This window comes from Luteimonas gilva, assembly GCF_005239095.1.
In the GTDB taxonomy this organism is placed as follows: Bacteria; Pseudomonadota; Gammaproteobacteria; order Xanthomonadales; family Xanthomonadaceae; genus Luteimonas_C; species Luteimonas_C gilva.
The window spans coordinates 1,571,838-1,590,841 of sequence record NZ_SZUA01000001.1; the positions used below are offsets into that span (position 1 = coordinate 1,571,838).

The following is a 19,004-nucleotide window of genomic DNA, read 5'->3' on the forward strand; positions in this document are numbered from 1 at the left end:
CGATCCTTGCTTTTCAGGCCGGCAGCTTGAAGTCGGCGACCGAACGGCGCAGGTCCGCCGCCAGTTGCGCCAGGTTTCCGATCGACTCGGCGGTTTGGTTGGCGCCTTGCGACGTCTGCGCGGTAATCGACTGGATCGTGTTCATCGTCGCGGTGATGTTCGACGCGGCGCTGGACTGCTGCTGCGCCGCCGACGAGATGCCTTGAATCAGGCTCGACAAGTCGTTCGACACGCGTTCGATCTCGCCCAGCGCGGTACCGGCGTCTTCGGCCAGGCGCGCGCCGCTCACCACCTCGGCGGTCGTTTGCTCCATCGAGCTGACCGCTTCGTTGGTGTCGGACTGAATCGTCTGCACCAGCGTTTCGATTCGCTTGGTCGCGTTGGACGCGCGTTCGGCGAGTCGCTGCACTTCGTCCGCCACCACCGCGAAGCCGCGGCCCGCTTCGCCGGCCGATGCGGCCTGAATCGCCGCGTTCAGCGCCAGGATGTTGGTTTGTTCGGAGATGTCGTTGATCAGTTCCACGATCGAGCCGATTTCCTGCGAGCTTTCGCCCAGGCGCTTGATTCGCTTCGAGGTTTCCTGGATCTGGTCGCGGATCGAGTCCATGCCGGCGATCGTTTCGCGCACCACGCCCGCGCCCTTGGTCGCGATCTGCACCGAGCGCTGCGCCACGTCCGCCGATTCGGCGGAGTTCTTCGACACTTGGTTGATGCTGGCCGCGATTTCGCTGATGCGGTCCGAAGCCGAGGAGATTTCCTGCGCCTGGTGTTCCGCGGCTTCGGCCAGATGCATGGCGGTCGCCTGGGTTTCCTGCGCGCTGGACGCCACCTGCACCGAGGTGTCGGTGATCGTCTGCACCAGGCTGCGCAGCTGTTCGACGGCGAAGTTGATGGAGTCCGCGATCGCGCCGGTCATGTCTTCGGTCACGGTCGCCTTCACGGTCAGGTCGCCTTCCGCGAGCGAACCCATTTCGTCCAGCAGGCGCATGATCGCCTCCTGGTTGCGGTCGTTGAGTTCCTTCGTGCTCTGGTAGCGGATGCGCTGCGCGCGGCTCAGGCTGAACAGCAAGCCGGCGAGCGCCAGCAGCACGGCCACGCCGGAGATGATCGACACCCAGACGCCGCCGAAGACCGAGGTATCGCGCAGCGAACCGAACGCGGTCAGCGCGCGGAACAGGCCCTGGCTGTCGGACAGCAGCTTGTCCGAACCGGTGGTGATCGACGACGCGGCGGCCTGCGCGCGGAACAGGTTCTGCGAGGAGCCCAGGATCGCGTCCAGGTCCTTCTTCATCTCGACCCACAACGTATTGGCCTGGTTCAAGGCCGCGACCGCGGCCGGCGCGGTGACGCGCTGCACTTCGCCGCCGCCCTGGCGCAAACCGGTGAACACGCTGTCGAACACGCCCAGGTCGCGGTTGAGCGCATCGCCCGCGATCTGAGCGGTCGGGCCGCCGGCGCGCACTTCGGTCAGGCGGCGCGCGAGGTTGCCGACCAGCACGTTCTGGCGCACGGCCAGGTACACCTGCGAAGCCGGCGAACCGCTGGAGGACATCGCGCGCACCACTTCGTCCAGCTGCGCCTGCAATTGCGGCACTCGCTGGTTGAAGCGGTCGGCGTTGCCGGCCAGGTCGGTCACCGCTTTTTCGCTGGCCAGCAGTTGGTCCGCGCTCTTGCCGAGCGGCGACCAGGTCGCGAGCACGGTGTCGATCTGCCCGGCCACGCCGGCGGTGGTGCCGAAGCGTTCGCTGAGCAGCTTGGCGTCGCTTTCGATCTGGTTCTTGGTGGCGCGGAACGCGGCGAAGGATGCGGCGTTGCCGCCCACCGCCTCGCGCCCCTGCACGGCCAATCGCTGCGAATTCACCTGGATGTTCGAGGCCGATGTGCTGGCGCCGCCCAAGCGCGACGCTTTCCAGATCGCGTAGCCCGTGTTGGCGCCGAAGATCAGGATGGCGCCGCCCAGGATCAGCAGCCAGACGTTGGTACCGATATTGCGGCTCTTGCCGGCCACGGTATCCATCACAGTGCTCATGTTCGACCTCGATCTCTACTGTTTGCTGCGTTTCGGAGGATTCGCCGCGATCAAGCCGCGGCTTGCCGGAATTCGGGGGTGCGCGACAGCCGTTCCAGGCTGAAGATGCCCCAAGCGTGGTCGCCCAGCCGGTAGCCGCGCTCGACGAAATGGGCGTAACGCCCTTCCGCCAGTTGCGCCGCGGCCAGATCGTCCTGGGCGAGTTTCTGTTCTTCGGTGAAGCCGCGCTGGCCGTACAGCTCGTCGATCAGCACCGCCACGTCGCCGCCTTGCTGGCGCATCAGCAGCATGCGCTGGCTTTCGTGCAGCACGGTGCGCGCGCCTTCCAGGAATTGCTTCAGGTCGATGATCGGCAGCAGATTGCCGCGCACGTTGGCCACGCCCAGCATCCACGGCTGCGCGCCGGGCACCGGGGTGATGGCCGGAACTTGCAGGATTTCGACCACTTCGTCGAAGCCCGAAGCCAGCCGGTGCGCGCCGATCCGATAAGCCACGCCGCGCCACAGGCCGGGCGCGTCGAGCTGCTCGGGCAAGCCGGCGACGTGCGCCAGGCTCTTGCGCTCGTACTCGGCCAGGATCTCGAAAGGCGCGGGATTGCGCTGCTTGGACATGGATTAGGCGCCGATCAGCTCGTTGATGCGAGCGATCAGGGCGTCCTCCCGCGGCGGCTTGACGATGTAGTCCTTGGCGCCCTGGCGCAGGCCCCAGGCGCGATCGGTCTCCATGCCCTTGGTGCTCACGATCAGCACCGGGATGGCGCTGGTCGCCGCGTCCTTGGACAACGCTCGGGTGGCCTGGAAGCCGTTCATGCCCGGCAGCACCAGGTCCATGAGCACCAGGTCGGGCATTTCGCGGCGGCACAGCTCGATGCCGTCCTCGGCGTTGCCGGAGGCCAGCACCTGGTGGCCGTTGCGCTCCAGCAGCTGGGTCAGCACCGCGGTGTCGGTGGGCGAATCTTCGATCAGCAGAATGCGGGCCATGCGTTGCCTTACCCCCTGGTCAGGCGTTGACGTGTGTACGGATCGCGCTGAGCAGCTCCTCGCGCGTGAATGGCTTGGTCAGGTATTGCTCGGAACCGACGATGCGGCCGCGCGCCTTGTCGAACAGGCCGTCCTTGGAGGACAGCATGACCACGGGGGTGGACTTGAACATCTGGTTGTTTTTGATCAGGGCGCAGGTCTGGTAGCCGTCCAGCCGCGGCATCATGATGTCGACGAAGATGATCTGCGGCTGCTCGTCGGCGATCTTGGCCAAGGCCTCGAAACCGTCGTTGGCGGTGACGACCGCGTAGCCTTCGCGCTTGAGCAAGGTTTCGGCGGTGCGGCGGATCGTCTTGGAGTCGTCGATCACCATCACCTTCAAGCCGTTCTGGCTCGGTGCGCTGCCCTGGTCTTGCATTCGTTTTCCCCATGCGCGGCGGGAAATTACGCACGCCGCAAAAACGTCTATATCCCAGTCTCTCAGCGAGGTGTCAAGCATCCCTTATTAAATGGATGGCACGACACCGCAGCCGGACGGGGGCTCGGACGGGACGAGTCGCAATCGGTCCCGTTGCGGCAGATTTTGACCCGAATTCCCGCGTTCGTAGCAGCCGGCATGCCCGCCCCTGTTAACATTCCGGGCCTTGCAGGAGTGCTCCATGCCGCTCGACATCGTCGTAGTGATGGACCCGATCGGGTCGATCAAGATCGCCAAGGATTCGACTTTCGCGATGCTGCTGGAAGGCCAGCGCCGCGGCCATCGGCTGCATTACGTCCTACCGGGCGGCCTGTCGCTGCGGGAAGGGCACTGCGAGGCCCGCGTCGCGCCCTTAACGGTCCACGACGACCCCAAAGCTTGGTTCGAATTGGGAAATGCGTCACAAATCTCATTGAGCCGTGGCCACGTCGTCCTGATGCGCAAGGATCCGCCGGTGGATGCGGACTATCTGCACGACACCCACCTGCTCGGCTTCGCCCAGCGCGCCGGAGCCCTGGTGGTCAACGATCCGCAGGGCCTGCGCGACTTCAACGAGAAGCTGGCCGCCCAGGAATTCCCGCAATGCTGCCCGCCGACCCTGGTGAGCCGCGAAGCCGCCGCGCTGAAGGCCTTCGTCGCCGAACACGGCGACGCGGTGCTCAAGCCGCTGGACGGGATGGGCGGGCGCTCGATCTTCCGGGCCAAGGCCGGCGACGCCAATCTCAACGTGATCCTGGAAACCTTGACCGAGGGCGGACGCCACCTGGCCATGGCCCAGCGCTACCTGCCGGAGATCGTGGACGGCGACAAGCGCATCCTGCTGGTCGACGGCGAACCGGTGGACTACTGCCTGGCCCGGATCCCGCAGGGCGACGAGTTCCGCGGCAACCTGGCCGCCGGCGGCCGCGGCGAAGGCCGCCCGCTGAGCGAACGCGACCGCTGGATCGCCGCCCAGGTCGGCCCGGAGATGAAGCGCCGCGGCATGCTGTTCGTGGGCCTGGATGCGATCGGGGACTATCTGACCGAGGTCAACGTCACCAGCCCCACCTGCATCCGGGAACTGGACGCGCAGTTCGGGATCAACATCGCCGGGATGCTGTTCGACGTCATCGAAAGAAAAATGGCGTAAGAGCGTTTTTAGACACGGATCGAGTCCGATAAAAACGGATAAAAGCATTTAAATTGAAAAAGGCTTTATCCGTGTCTTCAGATCTGATCCGCGTCTAAAAGGCTCTTGAAGGTTTCGATGTCCGCCATCCCCGCCCCGCCCCCCGTGCAGATCGGCGAAAACCAGCGCCTCACCGCGTCGCTGGCGCTGTCGCTGCTGCTGCACGGCATGCTGATCCTGGGGTTGGGCTTTGCGCTGGACGACGCGGCGCCGGTGATGCCGACGCTGGACGTGATCCTGACCCAGGCCCAAACCCCGCTGACGCCCAAGCAGGCCGATTTCCTGGCCCAGGCCAACAACCAGGGCGGCGGCGAACACGACAAGACCCTGCGCCCGCGCGAAGCCGAACTCGGCCGCGTGCCGCAGCCCGAAGCCGGCGTCGCCCCGCGCGAACTGCGCGCCCAGGCGCCGGCGCCGCAACCGCCGCCCGAAGCGCGCGTGGTCAGCACCCGCAACGCCGAAACGCAATTGCCGACGCCGCAAGCCACGCCGACGCCGACGCAAACGCCGCTGCCGCAAGGCGAGCAGAAGGTCGAACGCGATCTGGCGATGGCGCGGCTGGCGGCCGAAATCCATTTGCGTTCGCAGCGCTACGCCAAGCGGCCTAAGCGCAAGTTCGTCTCGGCCAGCACCCGCGAATACGTCTACGCCACTTACCTGCGCTCGTGGGTCGACCGGGTGGAACGCGTGGGCAACCTCAACTATCCCGACGAAGCGCGGCGCCGCCACATCGGCGGCGTGGTGGTCATCACCGTGGCGATCCGCCGCGACGGCAGCGTCGAACGCGCCGACGTCATCCAATCCAGCCATATTCCGATGCTGGACGCCGCGGCGCTGCGCATCGTGCGCCTGTCCGAACCGTTCGAGGCTTTGCCGAAGACCGACGAGAACGTCGATATCCTGCACGTCACCCGCACCTGGCAATTCATGCCCGGCGGCGAACTGATCGACCGCTGACATGACCAAATTCGAATACCTCTCGGTCCTCACCTCGATCATCATCGGCCTGGCGCTGGCCAACCTGCTGTCCGGCGCAGCGCGCCTGATCCAGCTGCGCGCGCGGGTCAAGCCGCACGCGACCACGCTGTGCTGGATGGCGATGCTGTTCCTGGCCAACATCCAGATCTGGTGGGTGGCGTTCGAGCGGCGCGAGGCGAACGAGTTCTCGTTCTTCGCTTTCCTGCTTTACCTGATGATGCCGATCGCCACTTTTCTGGTGAGTTTCCTGGTGCTGCCGGATCTGGGCGACGAGGATCAAGTCGATCTCGCCGCGAATTTCGACGGCAACCGCCCGTGGTTCTTCGGCCTGCTGGGCTTGGTCCCGGCAGTGAGCCTGATCGAGGAATGGACGCACGACGGCAACATCCCGCTGGATTCGGACGCCGCGTTCCGGTTCGTCTTCCTGGGCTTGTGCGTGCTGGCCGCCTGCGTGCGCAGCGCGCGATTCCAGTTGTGGAACGCGGTTTTCGTGCTCTGCGGCTTCGTGGCTTACGTTTCGGTGCTGTTCCTGCAATTGCGCTGACCCGCTTCGGCTCTTCGTAGGAGCGGCTTTAGCCGCGAGCTTTTTCCTTCAAATCGCGATATCGCAACGATTTCATATAAAAAGCTCGCGGCTAAAGCCGCTCCTACGAAGAGCGGAAAGCGGCTACAGCTTCTTCCAGACGAAACCTTCCCCGCGCCAGTGACTTGCTCCCTGAGAGAAGCAAAAGTCGCCGGATTCCCGCTTTCGCGGGAATGACGGCTGAAATCAACGGCGGCTGTCGCGCAGCGCTTGCTGCTGCGCCAAGGTCAAGGCCACGTTGTCGCGCAGATAGGCGGGCTCGAGCCGCTCCGGCGCGACGCTCTCGCCGCGCGCGAAAGCGGCGGCGGCCAAGCGCGCGACGTCGGCCGCGTGCGGCAACGCCGTCGCATCGACGCGGCGCAACTGCGAAACCAAACTGCGTTGCAAATAGCCTTCGGCGGCCGCGAAGCCGGTGCCGACGCCCTCCCAGTCCGGTTCCGAATCCGGCAACCGCACGTCGTGCGGAGCGCCGACGGTTTCGGTCGACTGCAACGCCAGCTCTTCGCCCTCCCGACGGAAGGCCGCGGCATACACCTCGCCCATACGCGCATCGATCGCCGCGAGCATGCGCGGGCCTTCGCCGCGCATCGCCAAAGCGGCGAGCGTCGATACCGGCACCGCCGGTTTGTCGAGCGCCAGCGCGATGCCCTGCGCGACCGCGATCGCCAAGCGCACGCCGGTGAACGCGCCCGGACCGCGGCCGACCGCGATCGCGTCCAGCTGCGATTTGGCCAGGCCCGCCTCCGCCAGCAGCGCTTCGGCCCAAGGCAGGGCGAGCTCGGCATGCCGGCGCGGCGCGATCTCGAAACGTTCGCGCACCTGCCCGTCGATCCACAAAGCGACCGAGCAGGCTTCGGTGGCGGTTTCGAAAGCGAGAAGTTTCAAGCGCAGGGAGCGGGCGGCGGAGTTCGGCATAGCATGGTGCTTTTCCGCCTTTTCTCAAAGAGGGAAATATTCTTCGGCGGCGTCGAGGCGCGCCGGCGGCTGCGGCAATCCCACGGCGCCCTCTTCCGCGAAGAACGCCATCACGTCCTGGACGTTGCGCGTCCGCGGCAACGGCGGCAGCGAATCCAGGAAGGTGCGGCCGTAGGACTTGCCCAGCAGGCGCGGATCGCACAGCACCAGCACGCCGCGGTCCGATTCGCTGCGGATCAGGCGTCCGGCGCCCTGCTTCAACGCGATCACCGCCTGCGGCAGTTGTTCGTCGCGGAAAGGATTGCCGCCGGCGCGGCGGATCGCATCCAAGCGCGCTTCGAACACCGGATCGTCGGGCGCCGCGAACGGCAGTTTGTCGATCACCACCACGCTCAGGGCCGCGCCGACCACGTCCACGCCTTCGCGGAAGCTGGCCGCGCCGAGCAGCACGCCGTGGCCCGATTCGCGGAAGCGCTGCAGCAGCACGTGCCGCGGCGCTTCGCCTTGCACGAACAGCGGCCAGGGCAGATCGCGCAGGGCTTCCGCCGCTTCGCGCAGGGCGCGATGCGAAGCGAACAGGACGAAGGCGCGGCCGCTGGACGCTTCCAGCACCGGCCGCAGCGCTTCGATCAGCGCCTCGTTGTAGTCGCGCGACATCGGCTCGGGCAGGTTAGGCGGCAAATAGCACAGCGCCTGCGATTGCCAATCGAACGGGCTGGGTTCCAGCAGCGTTTCCGGTTCGTCCAAGCCCAGCCGCGTGGCGATGTGCTCGAAGCGGCCTTCTATCGCCAGCGTCGCCGAAGTGAACACCCAAGCCGCCTGCGAGCGTTCGCGATGCGCGCGCAACGGCCCGGACACGTCCAGCGGCGTGCGTTGCAAACGGAAGCCGCGCGGCGACAGTTCGTACCAGCGCACGTCGTCGTCGGGTTCGGCGAACTCGTCGTCGACGTCGCGCGCGGCGCGCCAGCGCTGCATCCGGCCGATGAAATCGCGGGCGCGCGCATGGCAGCCGTCGAAGCCCGGCGAGGTGTCGCGCAACGGCTCCAGCGCCGCGGAAATCGCTACGAGAGCTTCCGACAACGCATCGAAGCCTTCGCTCACGCCGGCATCGTGCATCGCGCGGTGGCGCGTGCCGCGCGCGGGCAGGACTTCCATCGCCGAGCGCAACACGCGGGTGGCGTGCTCCAGCGCTTGCGCGGGCTGCTGGATCGCCGCGAGCGAACCTGGCACATCCTTGCATTCGGCGAGCGAATCGCGCGCCAATTCCACCAGTGGCCGCGCGCCCAGGCCTTCGCCGAAGAACTGCGCGGCCAGTTCAGGCAGCTGATGCGCTTCATCGACCACGAAGGCTTGCGCGCCCGGTAGGATTTCGCCGAAGCCTTCCTGCTTCAGGGCCAGGTCCGCCAGCAATAAGTGATGGTTGACGACCACGACGTCGGCCGCCTGCGCACGCTGCCGCGCCTGAACGACGAAGCATTCGCTCCACAGCGGACATTCGGTGCCCAGGCAGTTCTCGGCGGTCGATGTCACCATCGGCAGCAGCGGCGAATCCTCGGGCAGCGCATCGATCTCGGCCAAGTCGCCCATCTTGGTGCGGCCGCTCCAGGCGACGATGCGCTGGAATTGCGATACCTGCTCGCGCGAGGCGAAGCGCGGCTCGCTCTTGGCTTTTTCCAGGCGATAGCGGCACAGATAGTTCGCGCGGCCTTTCAGCAACGCGGTTTTCAATCCGGTGCCGAGCGCGTCGCGCACGCGCGGCAGGTCGCGATGGTAGAGCTGATCCTGCAAGGCGCGCGTGCCGGTCGAGACGATGGTCTTCAAACCCGACAACAGCGCAGGCACGAGATAGGCGTAAGTCTTGCCGGTGCCGGTGCCGGCTTCGGCCAGCAGTACGCCGCGCTGTTCGAACGCGTGCGCGACGGCCTCGGCCAAGCGTTGCTGCGCCGCGCGCGGCTGGAAAGCGGCGATGTTGCCGGCGAGCGAACCGCCATCGGAAAGCGCGGCGCGACTGGCTTCGGCGAGCGGGGATTTCGAGTTCACGCCGCTAGTTTCGCACGCTCCGGCTTTTGTTTCGCTTTTGTGGGAGCGGCTTCAGCCGCGAGCTTTCCCAGACCGCAGCGATCTGCAAAAAGAGCTCGCGGCTGAAGCCGCTCCCACAAAAACAGGAGCAGCGGGGCAAGCCCTGCTCTACAAATCAAAAGCGTTCCAGGGCGGCGACTTTGCAAGCGCCTAGCTGCGTCTTGGCGGCTTGCGCGCCCGCGGCGTCGCCCGCGACCAGGCGCGTTTGTTCGATCGTGGCCCAATGCCGCCGGCACAGCGGACCGACCTTGGCGCCCTTTTCGAAGGCGCGGCGGGCGAGCGTTTCGGCTTGCGCCGGGGCGCCGGACAGCAGCGCGATCTCGGCGCGTTCCTGCAGCGTCGCCGGGTCGTCGGGAGCGATCTCCAAGGCCTTGTCGAGCGCGGCCGCGGCTTCGGAATAGCGCTTATCGCGTTCGAACTTCGCAGCGTTTTCGCGCAGGTCTTCGGCCATCGGATCGCGCAAAGGCTGCACCGCGAGTTCGCTGTCCTCGCCGCCGGCGGCGGCGCGCACCTGCGCCACCATCTGTTCGGGCGTGGCCTGCGTCAGCGAATGAGTCTGGATGAGCGGCGCCGCGGCGCAAGCGGCCAATGCGGCCGCCGAAGCGACGAGGCAAACGGTACGAAAAGCCGAGGTCATCGAATTCATTGCTCCGGTTCCGCCGGCGGCGGCGCGTTTTCCTGTTCCTGCGGACGCTGCTCGTCCTTGCCCCAGCCGAACCATTCGCGCCAGCCGCCGCTTTCCTCCTGCGGCTGCGCGGCGGCGCACGGCTGGTAGGCCGGCGCATAACCGGCGACGAAAGCGAAGCGGCGCGCGCCCGGGCAGCCGGCGTCGGTGCTGTTGGATTGCGCCACCCACTGCCATTCCAAGCCTTTGTCGGACACCTGCAGCGGCGCGGTCGGCAGGCGCGAGAAAATGCCGGACCAAACGCGCATCGCACCGGTGGAACCGTACAAGCCGGTCTGCTCGTTCTGGTCGTTGCCGACCCAGATCACCGCCAGATGATCGCCGGTCCAGCCGGCGAACCAGCTGTCGCGGCTGTCGTTGCTGGTGCCGGTCTTGCCGGCGGCCTGCAAACGGCCGAGGCCGTCGTTGACCAATTGCCGTCCGGTGCCGTTCGACACCGCCTGCTGCAGCGCGATGGTGATCAGGCGCACCGCGATCGAATCGCCTTCCTGCGCCGGCGTCGGCGCCTTGTCGTAGCGCTTCACCGGCTTGCCGTCGCGGTCGAGCACGCCACGCACCGCGTGCAGCGATTGCAATTCGCCGCCGCTGGCCAGGAATTGATAGAGCTGCGCCATCGCATACGGACTCAAGTCGATCGAGCCGAGAATGAGCGACGGCCTCGGCTCCACTTCCAGGCTGGCCAGCGTATGCATCAGATCGGCGATCACCGCCGGATCCACCGCCATGCCCACCCGCACCGTGGCCTGGTTGTAGGACTGCGCCAACGCGTCGATCAGGCGGACGGTGCCGTGGCTGCGTCCGTCGGAGTTGCCCGGCGTCCAGCGCTTGCCCTTGCCGAGCGAAACGGTGACCGGCGAATCGTCGACCCAGCTCGCCAGCGAATAGCGATCGAGCAAGGCCAGCGCGCGCAGGTACACGAACGGTTTGAGCAGGGAACCCACCGGACGCCTGGCCTCGACCGCGCGATTGAAACCGGGCTGGGCGAAGTCGCGGCTGCCGACCACGGCGACGACTTCGCCGTCGTGCACGTCGGTGATCACCAGCCCCGCCTGCAACGCCGGTCGGCGCTTGTTGTCCAGCGATTTCAGCGTGCGCGTCACCGCGCCTTCGGCATAAGCCTGCGCCGAAGGCGACATGCCGGTAAGCACGCTCAAGCCCGCGCCTTGCAGCGCATCGGCCGGATAGTCGCGGGCCAGCTGGCGGCGGACCAGGTCGACGTAGGCGGGAAACCGGTTGGCGGCGATGCTGCCCGGCGATTGGGTGATGCCCAGCGGCGCCTTCAACGCGCGGTCGTACTCGGCCTTGTCGATCAGCTCGGTTTCCAGCATCTCGCCCAGCACGAAATCGCGGCGCTGCTTGGCGCGCTCGGGATTGCGGCGCGGATCGTAATAGGACGGGCCGCGGATGATGCCGACCAGCAACGCGATCTGTTCGGTGGACAGATCGCGCAATTCGCGCCCGAACCAGAATTCGGCGCCCGCGGCGACGCCGTGGATCGCCTGCGCGCCGCGCTGGCCCAGATACACCTGGTTGAGGTAAGCCTCGAGGATGGTGGCCTTGTCGTAGCGCGCTTCGATCAGCAGCGCGTACAGGATTTCGTTGAACTTGCGGGTCAGCGTCTGTTCGCGGCCGATGCCGAGCATGCCGCTGCGCGCGAGCTGCTGGGTGAGCGTGCTGGCGCCCTGCTTGGCTTCGCCGGAGCGGACGTTGACCCACATCGCGCGCGCCATGCCACTGAGATCGATCCCGTAATGGTGGGCGAAGTCGCGGTCTTCCACCGCCTGCAGCGTGTCTGTGAGCAGTTGCGGCACCTCGCCGATGCGCACCAGGCGGCGTTCTTCCTGCTGCTGACCGTACAGGGTGGCGATCCGCGCCGGATCCAGCGATGCCGACTTCAACGCGCGCTTGCGCGCCGCATCGCGCAACGCGGCGACGCGCCCGCCGGAAAGCGAGACTTCGATCCGGGTCGGACCGATCTTGCGATCGACGTCCTGGAAACCGCGGCTGGCGATCAGCCAACGGCCGCCCTGCCGCGCGTACGTGCCCGGACGCACGCCGGCGCCGTCGTCGCGATAAGCGGACGCATCCAACTCGGTCTTCAGCGTCTGCGCATCCATCGCCAGCCCGGGGCTCAACTGCAACGGCCGCGCGAACACCCGCGTCGGGATCTGCCATTGGAACTGGCCGAAGCGCTGCCCGACCTGATAATTCAGGTACAGCGTGTAAGGGATCAGGAAACCCAGGCCCAAACCGATCGCGGCCAGGCCCCAAGTGAACAGGCGGCGGCGCCAATCCGGCGGCCCGCTCCGGTCGTCGGTGTCGTCGTCTTCGTCGTAGTCGATGCGGGCCACGGGGATGCGATAATGAACGGACAGCGGAGTCTAGCCTAGTCTCCGGGGGCCGCATCCCAACGCCCTACCCCCAGTCAGCCGGAGTTCTGCAAGCATGTCGTTTTCGTTGGCCGAGGCGCGCTTCCTGTTCGATCGCGCGTTCGGCCTGGTGCGTCGCGGACTGGCCAGCTTGCGGACCCGCGGATGGCGGGCGAGTTGGAAACGGGTCAAAGCGCAGTTCCACCGCGTCCCTGCGCAGCGCCGTCTCCAGCCTTATCTGCCGGAAGAAACGCCGTTCGCGCCGTTCGCGGTGCCGCACAGTCCGGCGCCGCGAGCGAGCATCGTCATCCCGGTCTACAACCAGTTCGCGCACACGCTGGCATGCTTGCGCGCCCTCGCCGCGCATCCCCCGTCGGCCGCGTGCGAGATCCTCGTGATCGACGACGGGTCCAGCGACGAGACCGCCTCCGCGCTGCTTCAAGTCGCGGGACTGCGCTATCACCGGCGCTCGGAAAACGGCGGTTTCATCGCGGCCTGCAACGACGGCGCCGCCCGGGCCGCCGGCGAGTTCCTCGTGTTTCTGAACAACGATACGGCGCCTCAACCCGGATGGCTCGACGCGCTGTTGGCGGCTTTCGACGAGCACCCGAAAGCCGGTCTCGTCGGCGCGCAATTGCTGTTTCCGGACGGGCGCCTGCAGGAAGCGGGCGGCATCGTCCGCAACGACGGACGCGCCGACAACCTCGGCCGCTTCGAATCGCCCTTCGACCCGCGGTTCACTTATCTGCGCCGGGTCGATTACTGTTCGGGCGCCGCGATCGCGATCAGGAAATCCGACTTCGCGTCCTTCGGCGGCTTCGACGCCTATTACGCTCCGGCATACTACGAAGATACCGACATAGGCTTCAAAGTGCGATCGGCAGGATTGGATGTCTTGTATCAGCCGGCATCGCGCGTCGTGCACAAGGAAGGCGCCACGTCCGGCACCGACACGCGCAAAGGCGTGAAAGCCTACCAAACGCGCAACGCCGAAAAATTCTTCGAACGCTGGCGCGAGAAGATGGCGACGCAGCCGGACCACGAAACGTCCGTGGAAGACGCGACGCGCCACCTCTACCGCCGGCAGGTCCTGATCGTAGACGCGCTGACGCCGACCCCCGACCAGGATTCCGGATCGCTGCGCATGGCCAACCTCATGCGCCTGCTGATCGACGAAGGCGCGCATGTGGCCTTCTACCCGCTCAACCGGGCGCATGCGGGCGCTTACACCGAAGCTTTGCAACATATCGGCGTCGAGGCCTGGTATGCGCCCTTCGCCGGCCGCGCGCCGGGATGGCTGCGCCAGCACGGCCACCGCTTCGATACGGTGATGGTGAGCCGCCATTACGTGGCGCGCGAACTGGTTCCGCTGTTGCGGAAGTACGCGCCGCAGGCCCGGGTCGTGTTCGACTCGGTGGACCTGCACTATCTGCGCGAGATGCGCGGCGCGGAATTGAGCAAGGATCCCGCCCTGATGCGCAGCGCGCGGCTCACCCGCAAGCTCGAACTCGACGTGATCGCGCAAACCGACGCCACGCTTGTCGTCAGCGACACGGAGCGCGCCTTATTGGCCGAAGACGCGCCCTCGGCGCGCGTCGAATTGCTGTCCAACCTGCACCGCGCCGCGCGGCCCGGATCTTCCTTCGAGGAGCGCCGCGACTTGGTTTTCGTCGGCGGGTTCCGGCACCCGCCGAACGTGGATGCCGTACTGTGGTTCGCCAACGAAGTCTTGCCCCGCGTCCGCGAACGGCGTCCCGACATCCGGTTCCACTGCATCGGCAGTCATGCGCCCGAATCGGTGCTGGCTTTGGCGCGACGCGAAGGCGTGCTGGTGCACGGCCACGTGCCCGACATCGATCCGTACATGGATGGCGCGAGGATAGGATTGGCGCCCCTGCGCTACGGCGCCGGGGTGAAAGGCAAGGTCAATCTGAGCATGGCCCACGGCCAGCCGGTGGTCGCCACGCCTTGCGCGGTCGAGGGCATGCATTTGCGCGACGGCCACGACGTGCTGGTGGCCGAGTCGGCGCAGGACTTCGCCGCCGCCGTGCTGCGCCTGTACGAGGACCCAGCGCTGTGGGAGACCTTGTCCAGGAACGGCTTGGACAATGTGACGCGCCATTTTTCTCCGGACGCGGCGCGCGATGCGGTGCGCCGGATTTTTTTCAACGATCCGCGTTAGCGGCCGTCTTCACCCGCTCGGCGAATTCGTCCAATCCCGGCGCATGCGCATCCAAAGCGCGCGCTTCGACCACAGCGGCTTCGGCGAAGGCGATCTCTCCGGCCCCCAGTCGTTCGTTGCCGACCGCGAGCCAGCGCTGCGCCAGCCGCGTTCTGGCGCCGCGCACGGCGCGATCGCTCGGTTGCAATTGCTGCCACGCCTCCAAGCAAGCTTGCGCGCGGCGCAAGCGGTTGCCGCGCAATTCGTCTTCGTAGCAGCGGCGCACTTCGGGCAGCGCGCGCGCCGCGGCGCGGCGGACGGCGGGATCGGCCGGAGCCAAGGCTTGGGCCGCGCGCAATTTGTCGTAGGCGCTGTCGCCGGGCGGCGTCAACCAATCGCCGCGGGCGGCGGCGCGGTCGGTTTCGGCCAGCAACGCGCGCACCCGCCGGCCGCGCTCGGCCGCCGGCATCGCCGGCGCGGTGCGCGAGTGCGCCTTGCGCGCGCGGTCGATGCGGCGCGCGGCGTCGCGCACCGCCGGATCGGACAGCGCATCGCGGGCGGCGCGCAGATCCTTTTCGGCTTCCGCGAAACGGAAATCGGCGGCGCGGCGTTCGGCGCGTTCGAGATAGGCGTGGCCGCTGCGCTCGACGCCCGCCTGCGCCGCGGCATCGGCCGCGTCGATCCGCAGCAGCTCGCGATAGCCCGTTAAAGCCGCATCGATCTTGCCGTTGCGCAGATCGCGATCCGCGCGCTGGCGAACCGATTCGATCGCGCGCGCCAAGCGCGCCTGCGCGGCCGGCAGATCGACGTGGCCGGGATCGTACTCGCGCGCGCGCGCGATCAGCGCCGCCGCCTCTTCCGGCTTGCCGCCGTCGAGCGCCGCATTCGCGCGCTGCAGCAGATCGGCCAGCGCATCCTCGCGGCCCTCCAAGGCTTCGGTGCGCGAGGGTTGCAGCGCAAGGATCCGCTGATACAAGGGCAACGCAGCGTCGGGCCCGTCGTCCAGATGCCCCTGCGACCGGGCCGCGGCGGCGCGGGCCAGCAAGCCGTCGATGCCCGCATGCTCGGCTTCCTGGCGACGCAAGAGCGCAGCGGCCGCGTCGGTTTCCGCGCGCGGTGCGGACAAGGCGCGGGCCAGCTTGAGCGCGTCGTGCGCATCGGCGTAGCGGTGATCGGCGATCGCGGCGCGAGTCTGCCGCAAAGCTGCCGCGGCGACCTGCATCAAGCCCTCGCGCGCTTCGTTGCGGTCGGGATCCAAGGCCAGCGCCGCTTCGTACAGTTCGCGCGCGCCGCTGCCGTCTTCGGCGCTCAAGCGGCCCGCGGCCAGCGCCTGCGCGGCCTGTTCGCGCAAGGTCTGGGCGCGGGTTTCGGGCCACAGCCAATCGGCCAAGGGCTGCCGGAACAGGAAGGTCGCCAAAACCAGCAGGACCGCTGCCGCGAGCGCCCACACGGCCATCGGAAATTTTTCGGCGCGGCCCGGCTTGCGTGCGGGATCGCGGAAACGCACGCCCTCCAGCCAGCCCAGGCGAGGTTCCGTGCGGCCGCGCGAAGCGCCGTCGCCGGCATGGCTCTGGGTTCGGTCGTCGCGTGGCGCGCTCACGCCTCGAGCATAACAGCGCCGCTTCAGCCGGCTCTACGCGCTTCCTCCACACCGGGCAGCCCTGACAGCTTGCCAAGCAGCGTGGACAGCTGTCCGAAATCGGCCACGCGCAGCCGCAAGCGCAGCCGGATCCTGCCGCTGCCGCGTTCGGCCTGGCTGTGGATGTCGGCCACGTGCGCGTTCTCCTGCGCGATCAAATTGGTCAAGTCCTTCAACAGCCATTTGCGGTCCAGCGCCAGCAATTGCACGTCGACCTCGTAGCCGCCGCTCGTCCCGCCCCATTCGACCGGCAGCACGCGCTGCGGCTGCTTGCCGGCCAAGCGCAGGAAGGCCGGGCAATCGGGCCGGTGCACGGACACGCCGCGGGCGCGGGTCAGATAACCCACGATCGGCTCGCCCGGCAGCGGTTGGCAGCAGCGCGCGATCTGCACCAGCAGATTGCCGACGCCTTGCACGGTCAAGCCCGACGTGGCGCCGGTCTTGCGCACTTTGCGCGAAGGCGCGGGCAAAACCGGCGCGGGCTCGGCTTGGTCGCGCTCCAGGTCGTGCAGCGCGCGGCCGACCTGATGCGGACCGACGTCGCCCAGCGCGACCTGCACATGCAACTCGTCGACGCTGGCGACGTTGAACTTGGCCAGCACCGGCGCCAGCTCGGCGTTCTGCAATCCGAGCCGCTTCAATTCCTTGTCCAGCAGCTCTTTGCCCGCCTGCACGTTGCGCGCGCGGTCGAGCTTGTGGAACCAGGCGCGCACCTTGTCGCGCGAACGTCCGCTCGCCAGGAAGCCGTTCGCCGCCACCAGCCAGTCGCGCCGCGGTTCGCCGGTCTTGGCGGTGAGGATTTCGACCCGGTCGCCGCTGCGCAGCTTGTGGTCCAGCGGCACGATCCGGCCGTTGACCTTGGCGCCGCGGCAGCGATGCCCGACTTCGGTGTGCACGTGGTAGGCGAAATCCAGCGGCGTGGCGCCCTGCGGCAAGTCGATCACCTCGCCGCGCGGCGTCAGCGCGTAGATCCGATCCTCGATCAGCTCGGCGTCGATCTCGCCCATCAGATCGGCGTTGTCGTCGCGTTGCTCGAGCAAGCGCCGCATCCAGCCGATCTTGCGGTCGAGCGCCGCGTCGGCAGCCGCGCTGCGTCCTTCCTTGTAGCGCCAGTGCGCGGCCACGCCGAGTTCGGCCTGCGCGTGCATTTCGCGGGTGCGGATCTGCACTTCCAGGGTCTTGCCGTCCGGGCCGACCACGGCGGTGTGCAGCGATCGGTAGTCGTTGCGCTTGGGGCGGGCGATGTAGTCGTCGAACTCGCTAGGGATCGGGGTCCAGATCGCGTGCACCACGCCCAGCGCGGCGTAGCAGGCGGGCACGTCGTCGACCAGCACCCGCACCGCGCGCAGGTCGTACAGCTCGCCGAACGGCACGTCCTTCTTCTGCATCTTCTTCCAGATGCTGTAGATGTGCTTGGGCCGGCCGGCGACTTCCACCGCCAAGCCCTGCGCCTTCATCGCGCTCTGGAGGTCGCGCTTGACGCGTTCGATGTAGCGCTGGCGGTCGTTGCGCTTTTCGTCGAGCAAACGCGCGATGCGCTGGTAGGTTTCCGGCTCCAGATGGCGGAACGCGAGATCCTCGAGCTCCCACTTCAGCTGCCAGATGCCGAGCCGGTTGGCCAGCGGCGCATGGATGTCGCGGGTCAGCTGCGCCAGCGCGCGGCGTTCGGCTTCGGGCAGATCGGAGGCCGCGCGCAGCCGCGCCAGTTGCCGCGCGAGCAGGATCGGCACCACGCGCAAGTCGCGCACGATCGCCAGCAGCAACCGGCGCAAGCCTTCGCTGTTGCCCGCCCCCGCATGCTCGGCGTGCAAGGCCCACACCTGGTTGGCGGCGCGTTGGCCTTCGAGCAGGGCGGCGACGGCCGGATGCTCGCGTTGCAGGGCTGGCTCGGCCTTCTCGCGCCATTCCGGCGCTACATGCAGGATCGCCGCGGCCATCACTTCGCCGTCGCCGCCGAGCAGGGCCAGCGAGGCGAGCGTATCGGCCAGCACCGGCAGCGGATCGCGCAGCGTCGCTTCGCTGTTTGCGGTCGCCGCTGCGCGCAGGGTTTCACGGAGCCCGGGCGTGATCGCGGAAGCAGCGGGCAAGGCCAGCAGCGCGTCGATCGCAGCATGAGTCGGGGGAGTAGCGGCCATCGGCCACAGGCTACCGCACCGCACCGTCGGCGCAATGCCAAGAAGGCATCGCCGAGTTGCGTCCGGGCGGCCGCGTACGCCGTTTTTCGTAGAGTCGAGCCTGCTCGACTCCCTTTCCAATACCGCAAAGATCCTGCAAGAAAAGCAGTCGAGCAGGCTCGACTCTACGGAAGCCGGCCTCGGCTTGGGTGGGCAGCTCGGCCCGTCATAGCCGCATCGCCTATTGCCATTACACTCGGGCATAACCACCCCGAGGCCAGGCCGCCATGAAACAACCGCTCCGCCTATCCGTGTTCCGACTGTTCGTTTGCGCCCTTTTTCTCAGCCTGGCCACCCACGCCATCGCGCAAGAAGCGCCCATCGAACGGCAGATGACGGCCGACGAATTCAAAGCCGCCGGCCTGGACAAGCTGTCCGCGGCCGAACTGGCCCATCTCAACGCTTGGCTCGGACGCAAGGCCGCCCAAACGCCGGTCACCGCGGCGGCGCCGGCCTCTCCGCCGCCGACCGGCGCGGGTTTCATCGGCGACGACCAGCCCGTGCGCAGCCGGCTCAAAGGTTCGATCCAGGAATGGGGCCCGGGCACCGTTTTCGAACTGGAAAACGGGCAGCGCTGGCGCGTGCTCAAAGGCAGCATGAAGTTGAACAAACCGCTGCAATCGCCGGAAATCGAAGTGGCCCCGGGCATGATGGGCCGCTGGTTCTTCCAAGTGGACGAAGATGCGCCGCGTCCGCGGGTCGAGCGCATCCAGTAGCGACGTTGCGCTCTTACCCTCCCCCCTTCGGGAGAGGGACAGGCCCGAAG

The 19,004-nt window shown here is 67.4% G+C and carries 15 protein-coding genes; 5 read left to right on the top strand and 10 right to left on the bottom strand.

All coding sequences use genetic code 11. From position 1 onward, the window contains the following. Positions 1-13: 13 nt before the first annotated feature. The 4 genes from FCE95_RS07500 to pilG are packed head-to-tail and all read right to left on the bottom strand — an operon-like array spanning position 14 to position 3,427. Positions 14-2,029 carry a methyl-accepting chemotaxis protein gene (locus FCE95_RS07500; protein ID WP_137266305.1) on the bottom strand — a complete coding sequence of 672 codons (2,016 nt, stop codon included), beginning with the start codon at positions 2,027-2,029 and terminating at the stop codon, positions 14-16. A 50-nt stretch (positions 2,030-2,079) separates the two neighbouring features. After that, on the bottom strand, positions 2,080-2,640 hold the full coding sequence (locus FCE95_RS07505) for a chemotaxis protein CheW (protein WP_137266306.1): 561 nt from the start codon (positions 2,638-2,640) through the stop codon (positions 2,080-2,082). A 3-nt stretch (positions 2,641-2,643) separates the two neighbouring features. Next, the gene (locus tag FCE95_RS07510; RefSeq protein ID WP_137266307.1) at positions 2,644-3,009 is read right to left on the bottom strand and encodes a response regulator; all 366 of its coding nucleotides are present in this window, start codon (positions 3,007-3,009) and stop codon (positions 2,644-2,646) included. A gap of 19 nt (positions 3,010-3,028) precedes the next feature. After that, entirely contained in the window at positions 3,029-3,427 is a 399-nt protein-coding gene (pilG, locus tag FCE95_RS07515) for a twitching motility response regulator PilG (RefSeq protein ID WP_137266308.1), read from the bottom strand. Between the two features lie 241 nt (positions 3,428-3,668). Between pilG and gshB the strand changes: the two genes are divergently transcribed. From gshB to FCE95_RS07530, 3 genes are all read left to right on the top strand, one after another. Further along, positions 3,669-4,616, top strand: a complete 948-nt coding sequence (gene gshB / locus FCE95_RS07520; RefSeq protein WP_137266309.1) for a glutathione synthase — start codon at positions 3,669-3,671, stop codon at positions 4,614-4,616. A gap of 117 nt (positions 4,617-4,733) precedes the next feature. After that, positions 4,734-5,612 (top strand): energy transducer TonB, encoded by an 879-nt coding sequence (locus FCE95_RS07525; protein WP_137266310.1) that lies wholly within the window; start codon positions 4,734-4,736, stop codon positions 5,610-5,612. Between the two features lies 1 nt (position 5,613). Further along, positions 5,614-6,177, top strand: coding sequence for a hypothetical protein (locus FCE95_RS07530; RefSeq protein WP_137266311.1), 564 nt, complete (start codon positions 5,614-5,616; stop codon positions 6,175-6,177). Between the two features lie 225 nt (positions 6,178-6,402). Here the strand turns inward: FCE95_RS07530 and tsaB are convergent, their stop codons facing one another. The 4 genes from tsaB to mrcB form a co-directional block, all read right to left on the bottom strand. Next, positions 6,403-7,101, bottom strand: a complete 699-nt coding sequence (tsaB, locus tag FCE95_RS07535) for a tRNA (adenosine(37)-N6)-threonylcarbamoyltransferase complex dimerization subunit type 1 TsaB (protein WP_137266312.1) — start codon at positions 7,099-7,101, stop codon at positions 6,403-6,405. A 54-nt stretch (positions 7,102-7,155) separates the two neighbouring features. Beyond that, complete coding sequence (yoaA, locus tag FCE95_RS07540) at positions 7,156-9,171, bottom strand: DNA repair helicase YoaA (protein WP_137266313.1); 2,016 nt, start codon at positions 9,169-9,171, stop codon at positions 7,156-7,158. 154 nt (positions 9,172-9,325) lie between these two features. Further along, a complete protein-coding gene (locus FCE95_RS07545) occupies positions 9,326-9,856 on the bottom strand; it encodes a tetratricopeptide repeat protein (protein ID WP_223266811.1) in 531 nt (176 codons plus the stop codon). After that, entirely contained in the window at positions 9,853-12,252 is a 2,400-nt protein-coding gene (gene mrcB, locus FCE95_RS07550) for a penicillin-binding protein 1B (protein ID WP_137266314.1), read from the bottom strand. Before mrcB ends, FCE95_RS07545 begins: the two co-directional genes overlap by 4 nt. 88 nt (positions 12,253-12,340) lie before the next feature. Between mrcB and FCE95_RS07555 the strand changes: the two genes are divergently transcribed. Then, positions 12,341-14,446: a glycosyltransferase gene (locus FCE95_RS07555; RefSeq protein WP_137266315.1), complete on the top strand. Its 2,106-nt coding sequence runs from the start codon at positions 12,341-12,343 to the stop codon at positions 14,444-14,446. On the opposite strand, the gene FCE95_RS07560 is transcribed toward FCE95_RS07555, so the two are convergent. Together FCE95_RS07560 and FCE95_RS07565 are read right to left on the bottom strand one after the other, a co-directional pair. Next, positions 14,430-15,881, bottom strand: a complete 1,452-nt coding sequence (locus tag FCE95_RS07560; protein WP_425481295.1) for a tetratricopeptide repeat protein — start codon at positions 15,879-15,881, stop codon at positions 14,430-14,432. The genes FCE95_RS07555 and FCE95_RS07560 overlap by 17 nt on opposite strands. A 167-nt stretch (positions 15,882-16,048) precedes the next feature. After that, positions 16,049-18,199 (bottom strand): RelA/SpoT family protein, encoded by a 2,151-nt coding sequence (locus tag FCE95_RS07565; protein WP_137266317.1) that lies wholly within the window; start codon positions 18,197-18,199, stop codon positions 16,049-16,051. 266 nt (positions 18,200-18,465) lie between these two features. Between FCE95_RS07565 and FCE95_RS07570 the strand changes: the two genes are divergently transcribed. Continuing rightward, a complete protein-coding gene (locus FCE95_RS07570; protein WP_137266318.1) occupies positions 18,466-18,954 on the top strand; it encodes a hypothetical protein in 489 nt (162 codons plus the stop codon). Positions 18,955-19,004 lie beyond the last annotated feature (50 nt).

Bases quoted from the DNA above. Each gene is read 5' to 3' on its own strand.
- FCE95_RS07505 (WP_137266306.1), bottom strand. From the start codon at position 2,640: ATGTCCAAGCAGCGCAATCCCGCGCCTTTCGAGATCCTGGCCGAGTAC.
- FCE95_RS07545 (WP_223266811.1), bottom strand. From the start codon at position 9,856: ATGAATTCGATGACCTCGGCTTTTCGTACCGTTTGCCTCGTCGCTTCG.
- FCE95_RS07525 (WP_137266310.1), top strand. From the start codon at position 4,734: ATGTCCGCCATCCCCGCCCCGCCCCCCGTGCAGATCGGCGAAAACCAG.
- FCE95_RS07500 (WP_137266305.1), bottom strand. From the start codon at position 2,029: ATGAGCACTGTGATGGATACCGTGGCCGGCAAGAGCCGCAATATCGGT.
- FCE95_RS07565 (WP_137266317.1), bottom strand. From the start codon at position 18,199: ATGGCCGCTACTCCCCCGACTCATGCTGCGATCGACGCGCTGCTGGCC.
- FCE95_RS07510 (WP_137266307.1), bottom strand. From the start codon at position 3,009: ATGGCCCGCATTCTGCTGATCGAAGATTCGCCCACCGACACCGCGGTG.
- FCE95_RS07560 (WP_425481295.1), bottom strand. From the start codon at position 15,881: ATGGCCGTGTGGGCGCTCGCGGCAGCGGTCCTGCTGGTTTTGGCGACC.
- pilG (WP_137266308.1), bottom strand. From the start codon at position 3,427: ATGCAAGACCAGGGCAGCGCACCGAGCCAGAACGGCTTGAAGGTGATG.
- gshB (WP_137266309.1), top strand. From the start codon at position 3,669: ATGCCGCTCGACATCGTCGTAGTGATGGACCCGATCGGGTCGATCAAG.
- FCE95_RS07570 (WP_137266318.1), top strand. From the start codon at position 18,466: ATGAAACAACCGCTCCGCCTATCCGTGTTCCGACTGTTCGTTTGCGCC.
- FCE95_RS07555 (WP_137266315.1), top strand. From the start codon at position 12,341: ATGTCGTTTTCGTTGGCCGAGGCGCGCTTCCTGTTCGATCGCGCGTTC.
- FCE95_RS07530 (WP_137266311.1), top strand. From the start codon at position 5,614: ATGACCAAATTCGAATACCTCTCGGTCCTCACCTCGATCATCATCGGC.